Annotated in this window: 11 protein-coding genes; 7 read left to right on the forward strand and 4 right to left on the reverse strand. The window is 64.5% G+C overall.

The features are described 5' to 3' along the window. Positions 1-61: 61 nt before the first annotated feature. Positions 62-457: a YkgJ family cysteine cluster protein gene (locus tag DXK50_RS01645; protein ID WP_011920733.1), complete on the forward strand. Its 396-nt coding sequence runs from the start codon at positions 62-64 to the stop codon at positions 455-457. Positions 458-478: 21 nt separating this feature from the next. Here the strand turns inward: DXK50_RS01645 and DXK50_RS01650 are convergent, their stop codons facing one another. The 4 genes from DXK50_RS01650 to choX form a co-directional block, all read right to left on the reverse strand. Beyond that, a complete protein-coding gene (locus tag DXK50_RS01650; RefSeq protein WP_212629142.1) occupies positions 479-961 on the reverse strand; it encodes a thioesterase family protein in 483 nt (160 codons plus the stop codon). Positions 962-1,147: 186 nt separating this feature from the next. Beyond that, a complete protein-coding gene (locus DXK50_RS01655; RefSeq protein ID WP_212629143.1) occupies positions 1,148-2,113 on the reverse strand; it encodes an L-carnitine dehydrogenase in 966 nt (321 codons plus the stop codon). Between the two features lie 134 nt (positions 2,114-2,247). Continuing rightward, positions 2,248-3,135 (reverse strand): 3-dehydrocarnitine:acetyl-CoA trimethylamine transferase CdhC, encoded by an 888-nt coding sequence (locus tag DXK50_RS01660; protein ID WP_212629144.1) that lies wholly within the window; start codon positions 3,133-3,135, stop codon positions 2,248-2,250. A gap of 96 nt (positions 3,136-3,231) precedes the next feature. Then, positions 3,232-4,164 carry a choline ABC transporter substrate-binding protein gene (gene choX, locus DXK50_RS01665; RefSeq protein WP_212629145.1) on the reverse strand — a complete coding sequence of 311 codons (933 nt, stop codon included), beginning with the start codon at positions 4,162-4,164 and terminating at the stop codon, positions 3,232-3,234. A 233-nt stretch (positions 4,165-4,397) separates the two neighbouring features. Here choX and DXK50_RS01670 point away from each other — a divergent pair, with 233 nt between their 5' ends. The 6 genes from DXK50_RS01670 (at position 4,398) to etfA (ending at position 12,763) form a co-directional block, all read left to right on the forward strand. Continuing rightward, entirely contained in the window at positions 4,398-5,342 is a 945-nt protein-coding gene (locus DXK50_RS01670) for a GlxA family transcriptional regulator (protein ID WP_212629146.1), read from the forward strand. Positions 5,343-5,583: 241 nt separating this feature from the next. Next, positions 5,584-6,561, forward strand: a complete 978-nt coding sequence (locus DXK50_RS01675; RefSeq protein WP_212629147.1) for a dipeptidase — start codon at positions 5,584-5,586, stop codon at positions 6,559-6,561. A gap of 122 nt (positions 6,562-6,683) precedes the next feature. After that, on the forward strand, positions 6,684-7,214 hold the full coding sequence (locus tag DXK50_RS01680; protein WP_024306595.1) for a 4-vinyl reductase: 531 nt from the start codon (positions 6,684-6,686) through the stop codon (positions 7,212-7,214). An 85-nt stretch (positions 7,215-7,299) separates the two neighbouring features. Next, entirely contained in the window at positions 7,300-9,357 is a 2,058-nt protein-coding gene (gene dgcA / locus DXK50_RS01685; protein ID WP_161865837.1) for a dimethylglycine demethylation protein DgcA, read from the forward strand. Between the two features lie 174 nt (positions 9,358-9,531). Beyond that, the gene (gene dgcB / locus DXK50_RS01690) at positions 9,532-11,493 is read left to right on the forward strand and encodes a dimethylglycine demethylation protein DgcB (protein ID WP_161865836.1); all 1,962 of its coding nucleotides are present in this window, start codon (positions 9,532-9,534) and stop codon (positions 11,491-11,493) included. A gap of 37 nt (positions 11,494-11,530) precedes the next feature. Beyond that, entirely contained in the window at positions 11,531-12,763 is a 1,233-nt protein-coding gene (gene etfA / locus DXK50_RS01695) for an electron transfer flavoprotein subunit alpha (protein WP_212629148.1), read from the forward strand. Positions 12,764-12,853 lie beyond the last annotated feature (90 nt).

A 12,853-nucleotide genomic window follows, 5' to 3' on the forward strand; every position in this document is an offset into this window, starting at 1 on the left:
CCGCGCGCCCGCTATCATCGCCGCCCCGTGACAGCAGCGGCGCAGACCGCACGATAAAGCCATGATGAAGCCCCGCCTGATAGCCGCAGCCGAGATCGACCGCCTGGAAACCTGGGCCAAATACACGGCCGACATGTGCCACAGCTGCATCTCCAGCTGCTGCACCCTGCCGGTTGAAGTACGCCTGAACGATCTGATCCGCCTGGAGCTAGTGGACGAGTTCGAGCGCAGCGAGCCACCGAAGAACATCGCCAAGCGTCTGCAGAAGGATGGCGTGGTCGAACGCTTCAACCAGAAGTCGGGCATCTTCACCCTGACCCGCATGTCCAACAACGACTGCCTGTTCCTCGATCGCAAGACGCGCCTGTGCACCGTCTACGACAAGCGCCCGGATACCTGCCGTCATCACCCCAAGGTCGGCCCGCGACCGGGGTATTGCGCGTACAAGCCGAAGTAAGGGTTGCGACGCAGGTCTTTCCTAAGAGCCACGGCGCAGGCCAATGACCCGGCCAACGCAAGCCGGCTGTGGCAACCCCTGATGCTCGCTGGCCAGCTGCGCGACCCTGTCTGCCACCTGAGCGTCGAACGGCGCCGCGCGGCCGGCGGCGCTGTCGATGTTCATCAGCATCTGCTCGCTTTGGGCGAGGCTGACGGCCTCGCCTGGCCGGCACAGCGCGTGGTGGATATGCAGACGTTTGCCGTCATGCGCCAACAATTGCGTGCGCACTTCCACCGCTTCGCCCTCCTTCACCTCGGCCAGAAAGTTGAGGTGGCATTCCAGGGTGTACAGGGTGTGCCCGGTGCGGATACGACCGGTTTCGTCCAGGCCCAGCATATCCATCAGGGCATCGGTGGCGTAACTGAAGATCAGCAGATAGAAGGCATCGCGCAGGTGGCCGTTGTAGTCGACCCAGTCAGGGGAGACGGTGGTGCGGTGGGTGGTCCTTGGCTTGGCTAGCATGCATGCGCCTCCTGAAAAGCCCCTCTCCCCCGGCCCCCACTCTGTGCCCCTGCCCTTCACAGAGCTCAGGGCGCTACAGCGGGCGAAGCAGTGCTTCGCTTTTCCCGCCTACGCCCCGCAAGCGGGAGAGGGGAGCTAGACAGGCGCTGGCCGTAGGGTGCGCCGTGCGCACCGGAAATGACTCGATTACTCGGCAAACTCGAAGCCATGCCTGGCCTTGGTCTGACGGATCGCCTCCAGCACCGCCAGCAGGCAATCGTCACGGTAGCGTTCCAGGGCATCCAGGCTGCGTTCGCCCTGCTGCTCGGCAGTGCCCTCGACCACCGCGTCGATCAGCCCCTCGGTCAGCTCCGGCGCTTCAAGATAGGTCCAGGGCAGCTTCAGCGCCGGGCCGAACTGGGCCATGAAGTGACGCATGCCGGCCGGGCCACCGGCCAGGGTGTAGGTCAGGAAGCTGCCCATGAACGACCAGCGCAGGCCGGCGCCGAAGCGGATCGCATCGTCGATCTCGCCGGTGCTCGCCACGCCGTCGTTGACCAGGTGCAGCGCCTCGCGCCACAGCGCCTCGAGCAGGCGGTCGGCGATAAAGCCCGGCACCTCCTTGCGCACATGCAGCGGGCGCATGCCCAGCGACTGGTAAATCTCGATGGCGGCCTGCACCGCCTCCGGGGCGGTCTTCACACCGCCCACCACCTCCACCAGCGGCAGCAGATAGACAGGGTTGAACGGGTGGCCGACCACGCAGCGCTCGGGATGCCTGGCGTCTGCATAGAACTCACTGGGCAGCAGGCCCGAGGTACTGGAGCCGATCAACACATCCGGACGCGCGGCAGCGCTGATCTTCGCGTGCAGTTCGCACTTGAGTTCGAGGCGCTCGGGGGCGCTCTCCTGGATGAAGTCGGCATCGCGTACGCAGCCTTCGATAGTGTTCACAAAGCGCAGACGATCCAGCGAGGCGCCGGGGGCCAGGCCTTGCTGCTGCAGCGCCGGCCAGGCATTGGCCAGGCGCGTGCGCAGCGCAGCCTCGGCGCCGGGCGCAGGGTCCCAGGCAATCGCGTCGAGGCCGTGGGCCAGGGCGCGGGCGATCCAGCCGGCGCCGATCACCCCGGTGCCGAGAGCGGCGAAGGTCTTGATATCGGTAACGAAGGTCATGGTTGAACTCCGGTAGCCCGGATGCAATCCGGGGCATGGCAGGTGAAGTTTTCCCGGATTTCATCCGGGCTACGGGGAATGCACACAAGCCCCCCGGCCCCTCTCCCATAAATGGGAGAGGGGAGGAAGCAGCGTTAGCGTCTGGGTTTGAGCTTCATCTTCTCGCGCCCTTCAGCCGGGGTCAGGGCGCGGCCGCCGAGACGTTCGATGATCTCGATGGCACGCTCGACCAGCTGGCCGTTGCTGGCGTGCACGCCGCGATCCAGCCAGATGTTGTCCTCCAGGCCGACCCGCACGTTGCCACCGAGCAGCATGGCCTGGGCGACCATGGGCATCTGCATGCGGCCGATGCCGAAGCCGGCCCAGGTGACGCCGGGCGGCAGGTTGTCGGCCATGGCCTTCATGGTCGTGGTGTCGGCCGGCGCGCCCCAGGGGATGCCCAGGCACAGCTGGATCAGCGGGTCGTCCAGCAGGCCTTCGCTGATCATCTGTTTGGCGAACCACAGGTGACCGGTGTCGAAGATTTCCAGCTCGGCCTTCACGCCCAGCTCGGTGATGCGCTTGGCGCCGGCACGCAGTTGCGCCGGGGTGGAGACGTAGATGAAATCACCGTCGCCGAAATTCAGGGTGCCGCAGTCCAGGGTGCAGATTTCCGGCAACAGCTGCTCGACATGCGCCAGGCGCTCCAGCGGGCCGACCAGGTCGGTGCCGGCGCCGAACTCCAGTGGCTGCTCGCCACGTCCGATTTCCAGGTCGCCGCCCATGCCGGCGGTGAGGTTGATGATCACGTCGGTGTCGCTCTCGCGGATGCGCTCGACCACCTCGCGGTACAGCGCCACGTTGCGGCTCGGCTTGCCGGTTTGCGGGTCGCGCACATGGCAGTGGGCGACGGTGGCGCCGGCCTTGGCCGCCTCGATGGCCGCGGCGGCGATTTCCTTGGGCGTGACCGGGATCGCCGGGTGCTTGCCGACGGTGTCGCCAGCGCCGGTCACCGCGCAGGTGACGATAACCTCGTAGTTCATCTTCGACATTCCTTTCCGGGGGCGAACAGAAGCCGACGGCAGGGCCGCAGGCGTTGTGCAAAGAGGATCAGCGCCGGTCGAACCGGCGCCTAGGTATCAGTTGCCGGCGACCAGCGACGCGCTGGCGGGCTTGCCGTCCAGGGTGGTGACACCATCGAGCCAGGCCTCGACCACCTGCGGATTGGCTTTGATCCAGTCGCGCGCGACCTGCGCAGGCTGCTTGCGATCCATGATCGGCTGCATCAGCTCGGCTTCCTGCGCGCTGGTGAAACGCAGGCTGGTCAGCAGGCGGTTGGCGTTGGGGCAGCGCTCGGCGTAGTCCGGCGCGGTCACGGTGGAAACCGTCGCGGCACCGTCGTTGGGGCCGAACACGTCCTCGGTGCCGGTCAGATAGGTGATCTGCATCGACAGGTTCATCGGGTGCGGTTTCCAGCCAAAGAACACCACGGGTTTCTCATTGCGCACGGCACGGCCAACGGCGGCCAACATGCCGGCCTCGCTGGACTCCACCAGCTTGAAGCCGCCGAGGCCGAACTGGTTGGAATCAATCATCTTCTGAATCGCCGTATTGGCGCCGGAGCCGGCCTCGATGCCGTAGATCTTGCCGTCCAGCTCATCCTTGAACCTGGCGATGTCGGCCAGGGTTTTCAGGCCCTTGTCTGCGGTGTAGCTGGGCACGGCGAGCACGGCCACGGCATCATCCAGCGACGGCTCGGCCGCGACCTTGACCGCGTCAGCGTCGAGGAAGGGTTTGATGTTGTCGTCCATGATCGGCTTCCAGTAACCGAGGAAGGCATCGATCTGCCCCTTCTGGATACCGGCGAAGATGATCTGTTGCGAGGCCTGGGTCTGCTTGGTTTCGTAGCCGAGCCCGTGCAGCAGTTCGCTGGCTACGGCAGTGGTGGCGACCACGTCGGTCCAGCCGACGGCGCCAAGGCGAACGTTCTTGCAGCTGGCCTCATCGGCCAGCAGGGATGTACTGAACAGGCTCAGGGTGCAGCACGCGGCCAGTGCGGTAAGACCTTTCATCTGGGTGCTCCTCATCGTGTCACAGCGGTTCTATTTCGTTCTTCTAGAGGCCATGGCAGCCCCCACCGTGCTCGGGTTCTTGCTTCCCGATGAAAACACCTTACGCTCGATCACGACGCATAATTCGCACTTTAGCGACTGTTTCTTGACCTTAGCCGACTACTTGCGAGCACAATAACGATGACGGCGTCTTAATTTCCCGACTACATACCCCACACCGCCCAATGACCCGAATGCCCCAGACCTTCTGCTTCCTGCTGTTGCCCGGCTTTTCCATGATGGGTCTGATGTCGGCCATCGAGCCGCTGCGCGTGGCCAACCGTTTCCGCGGCGAGCTATACCGCTGGCGCCTGCTCAGCCAGGACGGCAATGCGGTGCTGGCGAGCAACGGCATGTCGCTGAACGTCGACGGTGCGCTGGAACTGCCGGACGCAACCCGGGCGCTATTCGTGGTGGCCGGTTTCGAGCCACTGGCTCACTACGACCATCACCTGGCGCACTGGCTGCAACGGCGCGAGCCCGAACTGGCGGTGCTCGGCGGCATCGATACCGGCAGCTTCGTACTGGCCGAGGCGGGGCTGTTCCAGCATCAGCGTCTGACGCTGCACTGGGAAGCCATCGATGCCTTTCGTGAACGCTACCCGACGCTACTGGTCACCCAGGAGCTGTTCGAGATCGACGGCAAGCGCATCACCAGCGCGGGCGGCACCAGCAGTCTGGATCTGATGCTGGGACTGATCGGCCAGGAATACGGCGAGGCGCTGGCAGTACAGGTGTCGGAACAGTTCGTGGTCAGCCGTATCCGCACACGCCTGGATCACCAGCGCATGCAGGTGGCCAGCCGCTACGACCTGCACAACAAGAAACTGGTGCGGGTGATCGGCGAAATGGAGCGCCAGTGCGAACAGCCGCTATCCAGTGAGACGCTGGCCGCTCAGGTGGGCATCAGCGTGCGCCAGCTGGAACGTCTGTTCCGCCATCATCTGGGCACCACGCCATCGGCCTTCTACCTCGACCTGCGCCTGGACAAGGCGCGCCAGCTACTGCGCCATAGCGACCTCAGCGTGCTGGAGGTGGGCCTGGCGTGTGGTTTCGACTCGGCCTCCTACTTCTCGCGCAGCTACCGCCGGCGTTTCGCCGCCAGCCCCAGCCAGGATCGTCACGAGCGACCGGCCTGAATGCAAAGCTGCCCGAAGGAGCGGCTTCAGCCGCGAAGCTTCCCGTCAACAATCGCGGCTAAAGCCGCTCTCCTACAGGTGACGAGGTGCGCAGGACGAACGTATCCGTCCGCGACCTCGGCTTGACGCTTTCGGCAAACCCCCAGTCGTTTTTGTACCGGGTCGGCCAGCCCCCCAGGGATAAGCTCTCTCCAAAGCGCCGACAGCCGTCTCGGCGCATCAGTATTAGGGGACAAGCCTGATGAGCCCAGCCGAATTGCACGCCGACAGCATCGTCATCGACGGTCTGATCATCGCCAAGTGGAACCGCGAACTGTTCGAAGACATGCGCAGAGGTGGCCTGACCGCGGCCAACTGCACCGTGTCCGTGTGGGAAGGTTTCCAGGCCACCGTCAACAGCATCGCCGCCAGCAGCAAGCTGATCCGCGAGAACAGCGACCTGGTGATGCCGGTACGCACCACCGCCGACATTCGCAAGGCCAAGGAGCTGGGCAAGACCGGCATCATCTATGGTTTTCAGAATGCCCACGCGTTCGAGGACCAGATCGGCTACGTCGAGGTGTTCAAGCAGCTCGGCGTGGGCATCGTGCAGATGTGCTACAACACTCAGAACCTGATCGGCACCGGCTGCTACGAGCGTGACGGCGGGCTGTCCGGCTTCGGCCGCGAGATCGTCGCCGAGATGAACCGCGTGGGCATCATGTGCGACCTGTCCCACGTCGGCAGCAAGACCTCCGAGGAAGTCATCCTCGAGTCGAAGAAGCCGGTGACCTATTCCCACTGCCTGCCTTCCGGCCTGAAAGAGCACCCGCGCAACAAGTCCGACGAGGAACTGAAGTTCATCGCCGACCACGGCGGTTTCGTCGGCGTGACCATGTTCGCGCCGTTCCTGGCCAAGGGCATCGACTCGACCATCGACGACTACGCCGAAGCCATCGAGTACGTGATGAACATCGTCGGTGAAGACGCCATCGGTATCGGTACCGACTTCACCCAGGGCCACGGCAAGGAATTCTTCGAATACCTGACCCACGACAAGGGCTACGCCCGTCGCCTGACCAACTTCGGCAAGATCATCAACCCACTGGGTATCCGTACCGTCGGCGAGTTCCCCAACCTCACCGAAACCCTGCTCAAACGCGGCCATTCCGAGCGCGTGGTGCGCAAGATCATGGGCGAGAACTGGGTACGCGTACTAGCCGACGTCTGGGGCGAGTAAGTCCTCTTCAATTCAATTCATGTAGGAGCGGCTTTAGCCGCGATCCGTCCCGCAGGACGGTGTGCCTTGAAGCTTCGCGGCTGAAGCCGCTCCTACCGATCAAACTCAGGAGTTATCCAAACATGGCCACCCACGCCCCCGAAATGCCCATCCTGGTTGACGACGAAACCGGCGTCTGGACCACCGACGCCCTGCCGATGCTCTACGTACCGCGGCATTTCTTCGTCAACAACCATATCGGCATCGAGGAAGTGCTCGGCGCCGAGAAGTACGCCGAGATTCTCTACAAGGCCGGCTACAAGTCCGCCTGGCACTGGTGCGAGAAGGAAGCCGAGTGCCATGGCCTGTCCGGTGTAGCGGTATTCGAGCATTACATGAAGCGCCTGTCGCAGCGCGGCTGGGGTCTGTTCAAGATCCAGTCGATCGACCTCGAAGCCGGCACCTGCGAAGTGCGCCTGGACCACTCGGCCTTCGTCTACGTCTACGGCAAATGCGGGCGCCCGGTCGACTACATGTTCACTGGCTGGTTCGCCGGCGCTATGGACCAGATTCTGCAGGCTCAGGGCAGCAGCATCCGCACCGTCGCCGAGCAGGTCTACGGCGCCTCGCAGGAAGGCCACGACCACGGCCTGTTCCGCGTCAAACCGCTCTAAACAATAAAGACAGGAGGGAGGGCTTCACGCACTGAAGCACCTCCCGACCAGAGACCCCAGGCCGCTTTTCCGTGAGGGTGCCGCAATGGCTTTTGAAGCAATGTTCCAGCCGATCCAGATCGGCAAACTGACCATCCGCAACCGTGTGCTTTCCACCGCGCACGCCGAGGTCTACGCCACCGACGGCGGCATGACGACCGAGCGCTACGTCAAATACTACGAAGAGAAAGCCAAGGGCGGCATCGGTCTGGCCATCTGCGGCGGCTCGTCCGTGGTTGCCATCGACAGCCCGCAGGAATGGTGGAGCTCGGTCAACCTGTCCACCGACCGTATCATTCCCCACTTCCAGAATCTTGCCGACGCCATGCACAAGCACGGCGCCAAGATCATGATCCAGATTACCCACATGGGTCGTCGCTCGCGCTGGGACGGTTTCAACTGGCCGACCCTGATGTCCCCGTCCGGCATCCGCGAACCCGTACACCGCGCCACTTGCAAGACCATCGAGGTCGAGGAAATCTGGCGCATCATTGGTAACTACGCCCAGGCCGCACGCCGGGCCAAGGAAGGCGGCCTGGACGGCGTCGAGCTGTCCGCCGTGCACCAGCACCTGATCGACCAGTTCTGGTCGCCGCGCGTGAACAAGCGTACCGACGAGTGGGGCGGCACCTTCGAAGGCCGGATGAAATTCGGTCTGGAAGTGCTCAAGGCCGTACGCGCCGAAGTCGGCGACGATTTCTGCGTCGGCATGCGCATCACCGGTGACGAATTCCACCCCGATGGTCTGTCGCATGAGGACATGAAGCAGATCGCGGCCTACTACGACGCCACCGGCATGCTCGACTTCATCGGCGTAGTGGGCTCGGGCTGTGACACTCACAACACCCTGGCCAATGTCATCCCGAACATGAGCTTTCCGCCGGAGCCTTTCCTGCACCTGGCGGCCGGCATCAAGGAAGTGGTCAAGGTGCCGGTGCTGCACGCGCAGAACATCAAGGACCCGAACCAGGCCACCCGTATCCTCGAGGGTGGTTACGTCGACATGGTCGGCATGACCCGCGCGCACATGGCTGACCCCCACCTGATCGCCAAGATCAAGATGGGCCAGGTCGACCAGATCAAGCAGTGCGTCGGTGCCAACTACTGCATCGATCGCCAGTATCAGGGCCTGGACGTGCTGTGCATCCAGAACGCAGCCACCAGCCGCGAATACATGGGCGTACCGCATATCATCGAGAAATCCACCGGGCCCAAGCGCAAGGTGGTGATCGTCGGTGGCGGCCCGGCCGGCATGGAGGCAGCCCGCGTGGCAGCCGAACGCGGCCATGACATCACCCTGTTCGAAAAGCAGGAACAACTGGGCGGCCAGATCACCCTGGCGGCCAAGGCGCCGCAACGCGACCAGATTGCCGGTATCACCCGCTGGTACCAGCTGGAGCTCGCTCGCCTGGGCGTCGATCTGCGTCTGGGCACTGCAGCCGATGAAGCCAGCATCCTCGATCTGCGTCCGGATATCGTGGTACTGGCCAACGGCGGCCACTCCTTCATCGAGCAGAACGAGCACTGGGGCGCTGCCGAGGGTCTGGTCGTCAGCAGCTGGGATGTACTGGCTGGCAAGGTCGAACCGGGCAAGAACGTGCTGGTGTACGACACCATCTGCGAATTCACCGGCATGTCCGTCGCCGACTTCCTCGCCGACAAGGGCTCGCAGGTGGAGATCGTCACCGACGACATCAAGCCGGGTGTGGCCATGGGCGGGACCACCTTCCCCACCTACTACCGCAGCCTGTATCCGAAAGAAGTCATCATGACCGGCGACCTGATGCTGGAGAAGGTCTACCGCGAGGGCGACAAGCTGGTTGCCGTACTCGAGAACGAGTACACCGGCGCCAAGGAAGAGCGCGTTGTCGACCAGGTGGTCGTGGAGAACGGCGTGCGTCCGGACGAAAGCCTGTACTACGCCCTCAAGGAAGGTTCGCGCAACAAGGGTCAGATCGACGTCGAAGCGCTGTTCGCGATCAAGCCTCAGCCTTGCCTGAGCGAGACCGGTGGCTACCTGCTGTTCCGCATCGGCGACTGCGTGGCCCAGCGCAATACCCACGCGGCGATCTACGACGCCTTGCGCCTGTGCAAGGACTTCTGATGCTGGTCTCCCCTCTCCCATGCTTCTTTTACGGAAAGCCGGGAGAGGGGTCGGGGGAGAGGGGCCGTCGGGCAGTGCCTTTCGGTCCCTGCTCCCCCTCTGCCTGACCCTCTCCCCGCAGGGGCGAGGGGACTGAACCGTGTTGTTTTCCGGTCCCGCGAAGGAGACCACAAGATGTTGAACACCATTCTCCCCATCCTGCTCTTCGCCGCCCTGGCCCTTGCGGTCATTGGCGCGGCCAAGCGCTTTTTCATGTGGCGTCGCGGCCGACCGTCGAAGGTCGACTGGATCGGCGGCCTGCTGAAGATGCCGCGCCGCTACCTGGTCGATCTGCACCATGTGGTCGAACGCGACAAGTACATGTCCAAGACCCACGTGGCCACTGCAGGTGGCTTCGTTCTCGCGGCGCTGCTGGCCATCGTCGTGCACGGTTTCGGCCTGCATAACCGTATCCTCGGCTTCGCCCTGCTGGCGGCCACGGTGCTAATGTTCGTCGGCGCCCTGTTCGTTGCCAAGCGTCGCCTGGATCCGCCGGCGCGCCTGTCGAAAGGCCCGTGGATGCGCCTGCCGAAAAGCCTGCTGATGTTCGCCGCCAGCTTCTTCATCGCCACACTGCCGGTAGCGGGCATCCTGCCCGAGAACTTCGGTGGCTGGGTGCTGGCCGTCATCCTCGCCGTTGGCGTGGCCTGGGGTGTGTCCGAGTTGTTCTTCGGCATGACCTGGGGCGGGCCGATGAAGCACGCCTTCGCCGGTGCCCTGCACCTGGCCTGGCACCGCCGCGCCGAGCGCTTCGGTGGCGGTCGTTCGACCGGCCTCAAAGCCCTCGATCTGGACAACCCGAAAGCCCCGCTGGGTGTTGAAAAGCCCACCGACTTCACCTGGAACCAGCTACTGGGCTTCGACGCCTGCGTGCAGTGCGGCAAGTGCGAGGCCATGTGCCCGGCCTTCGCCGCTGGCCAGCCGCTGAACCCGAAGAAGCTGATCCAGGATATGGTCATCGGCCTGGCCGGTGGCAATGACGCCAAGTTCGCCGGTTCGCCCTACCCCGGCAAGCCGCTGGGCGAACATAGCGGCGGCCCGCACCAGCCGATCGTGTCGCTGCAGGGCAAGGCGCTGGTGGATGCCGAGACCCTCTGGTCGTGCACCACTTGCCGCGCCTGCGTCGAGGAGTGCCCGATGATGATCGAGCACGTCGATGCCATCGTCGATATGCGCCGTCATCTCACCCTCGAGAAGGGCGCCACCCCGAACAAGGGTGCCGAGGTGCTGGACAACCTGATCGCCACCGACAACCCGGGCGGCTTCAATCCCGGCGGCCGCCTCAACTGGGCCGCCGACCTGAACCTGCCGCTGCTTGCCGACAAGCAAGAGACCGACGTGCTGTTCTGGGTCGGTGATGGCGCCTTCGACATGCGCAACCAGCGTACCCTGCGCGCCTTCGTCAAGATCCTCAAGGCTGCCGACGTCGACTTCGCCGTACTGGGCCTGGAAGAACGCGACAGCGGCGACGTGGCTCGCCGCCTGGGCGACGAAGCGACCTTCCAGCACCTGGCCAAGCGCAATATCGCCACCCTGGGCAAGTATCGCTTCAAGCGTATCGTCAGCTGCGACCCGCACAGCTTCCACGTGTTGAAGAACGAATACGGCGCACTCGGCGGCAACTACGAGGTACTGCACCACACCACCTATATCGAACAACTGGTCCGTGACGGCCTGCTGAACCTCGGTCAGAGCAAGGCTGGCAGCGTCACCTACCACGATCCATGCTACCTGGGCCGTTACAACGGCGAGTACGAAGCTCCGCGCTCAGTGCTCAAGGCCATCGGTATCGAAGTCAGGGAAATGGAACGTTCGGGCTTCCGCTCGCGCTGCTGCGGTGGCGGTGGCGGCGCGCCGATCACCGATATCCCCGGCAAGCAGCGGATCCCCGACATGCGCATGGTCGACATCAAGGAAACCGGCGCCGAACTGGTAGCCGTGGGTTGCCCGCAATGTACGGCGATGCTCGAAGGCGTGGTCGCACCGCGCCCGGAAATCAAGGACATCGCCGAACTGGTGGCCGAAGTGTTGATCGAGGCTACCGAGGTAGCGGCCAAGCGACCGAACGCCAAGCGCGAACTGGCGGAGGTGCAGTGATGAAACGACAACCCCAGCGCACTCAGGAGGCCCAGGCATGAGCGACATCATCCGCCGCGACCCTCGCGCCGAGTGGATCGCCCGTAACCGCCTGCATCCGCTCCATGCGGCCATGCAGAGCCAGAATCAGACCAGCTGGATGGGCCCCAACGGCATCATCCGCAAGAACCCGCACGCCATCGCCGCCGGTTTCATCGGCCCGGCGGGGCTCAAGCGTATCGATCGCAGCGGTGCTCAGCAGGGCACCGCCGGCAAACGCAGCAGTGCCAGCGTCGAGGTGCAGCTGCCGCTGCACGTCATCGAGCAACCGGCCTTCCACATCTGCGTGGTACCGGACATGGTCGGCGGCCGTCTGTCCAGCCATGACAAGGACCTGCTCGGCCTGGCCCGCAAGCTGGCTGGCGATAGCGGCGCTGTGGTTGCCGTGATATTCGGCGAGGACAAGGAAAGCGCCTTCGATACGGCCGGCGTCGACCGCCTGCTGCGCATCGCCGGTGACACCTTCGACGGCTACGCGCCGGAAGCCCGCGTACTGGCCCTGAGCGCTGTGGAGAGCCAACTGGCGCCGCGCCACTGGCTGCTGCCCGACAGCCGCACCGGCGGCGGTGAACTGGGCCGGCGCCTGGCCGCCAAGCTCGGCGAGCGTCCTGCCACCCGTGTTTGGCAGGTCGCAGGCGAGCAGGCCACCGGGCGGGCCGGCAGTGGTCAGCAGGACATCCAGCGCGCGCTGCCTCGACTGATCCTGGCTGCCGCCGAATGCGCCGAGCCGGTCAGCGAAACCCGCCATGAAGTCCGTCCGCTGGAGCTAGCCGAAAAGGTCGCCCACAGCCTGCCGCGTATCGAGGACCTCGGCCCGGTAGCCGTGGACCCGGCGCAGATCCCCATGGCCGAGGCCGAGTTCATTCTTTCCGGCGGCAACGGCGTGAAGGATTGGGAGCTGTTCCACCAGGCCGCCGTCGCCCTCGGTGCCACCGAAGGCGCCTCGCGCGTGGCGGTGGACGATGGCTTCATGCCGCGTGACCGTCAGGTCGGCGCCACAGGCACCTGGGTCACCGCCCGCGTCTACCTGGCGGTGGGTATTTCCGGCGCCATCCAGCACCTGCAAGGTATCGGCGCCTGCGACAAGGTCGTCGCGGTGAACATGGATCCTGGCTGCGACATGATCAAACGTGCCGATCTCTCGGTGATCGGCGACTCGGCGGCGATCCTTCGCGCGCTGATGGAGCGCGTCGCCGCCTGGCGCCAGGAGGGCAAGCGTGAAGCGGCCTGATCCTCACCAATACGCCCTCGTGGGAGGGGCTTCAGCCGCGACAGATCGCGCGTATGGCCATATCGCGGCTAAAGCCGCTCCCACGGTTCG

This window comes from Pseudomonas sp. KB-10 (genome assembly GCF_018221585.1).
In the GTDB taxonomy this organism is placed as follows: Bacteria; Pseudomonadota; Gammaproteobacteria; order Pseudomonadales; family Pseudomonadaceae; genus Aquipseudomonas; species Aquipseudomonas yangonensis.

What these genes read in the sequence shown, in the direction of transcription:
- DXK50_RS01660 (WP_212629144.1), bottom strand. Translation starts at nt 3,135, where the DNA reads ATGAACTACGAGGTTATCGTCACCTGCGCGGTGACCGGCGCTGGCGAC.
- DXK50_RS01650 (WP_212629142.1), bottom strand. Translation starts at nt 961, where the DNA reads ATGCTAGCCAAGCCAAGGACCACCCACCGCACCACCGTCTCCCCTGAC.
- DXK50_RS01675 (WP_212629147.1), top strand. Translation starts at nt 5,584, where the DNA reads ATGAGCCCAGCCGAATTGCACGCCGACAGCATCGTCATCGACGGTCTG.
- choX (WP_212629145.1), bottom strand. Translation starts at nt 4,164, where the DNA reads ATGAAAGGTCTTACCGCACTGGCCGCGTGCTGCACCCTGAGCCTGTTC.
- DXK50_RS01670 (WP_212629146.1), top strand. Translation starts at nt 4,398, where the DNA reads ATGCCCCAGACCTTCTGCTTCCTGCTGTTGCCCGGCTTTTCCATGATG.
- DXK50_RS01645 (WP_011920733.1), top strand. Translation starts at nt 62, where the DNA reads ATGATGAAGCCCCGCCTGATAGCCGCAGCCGAGATCGACCGCCTGGAA.
- dgcA (WP_161865837.1), top strand. Translation starts at nt 7,300, where the DNA reads ATGGCTTTTGAAGCAATGTTCCAGCCGATCCAGATCGGCAAACTGACC.
- etfA (WP_212629148.1), top strand. Translation starts at nt 11,531, where the DNA reads ATGAGCGACATCATCCGCCGCGACCCTCGCGCCGAGTGGATCGCCCGT.
- DXK50_RS01680 (WP_024306595.1), top strand. Translation starts at nt 6,684, where the DNA reads ATGGCCACCCACGCCCCCGAAATGCCCATCCTGGTTGACGACGAAACC.
- DXK50_RS01655 (WP_212629143.1), bottom strand. Translation starts at nt 2,113, where the DNA reads ATGACCTTCGTTACCGATATCAAGACCTTCGCCGCTCTCGGCACCGGG.
- dgcB (WP_161865836.1), top strand. Translation starts at nt 9,532, where the DNA reads ATGTTGAACACCATTCTCCCCATCCTGCTCTTCGCCGCCCTGGCCCTT.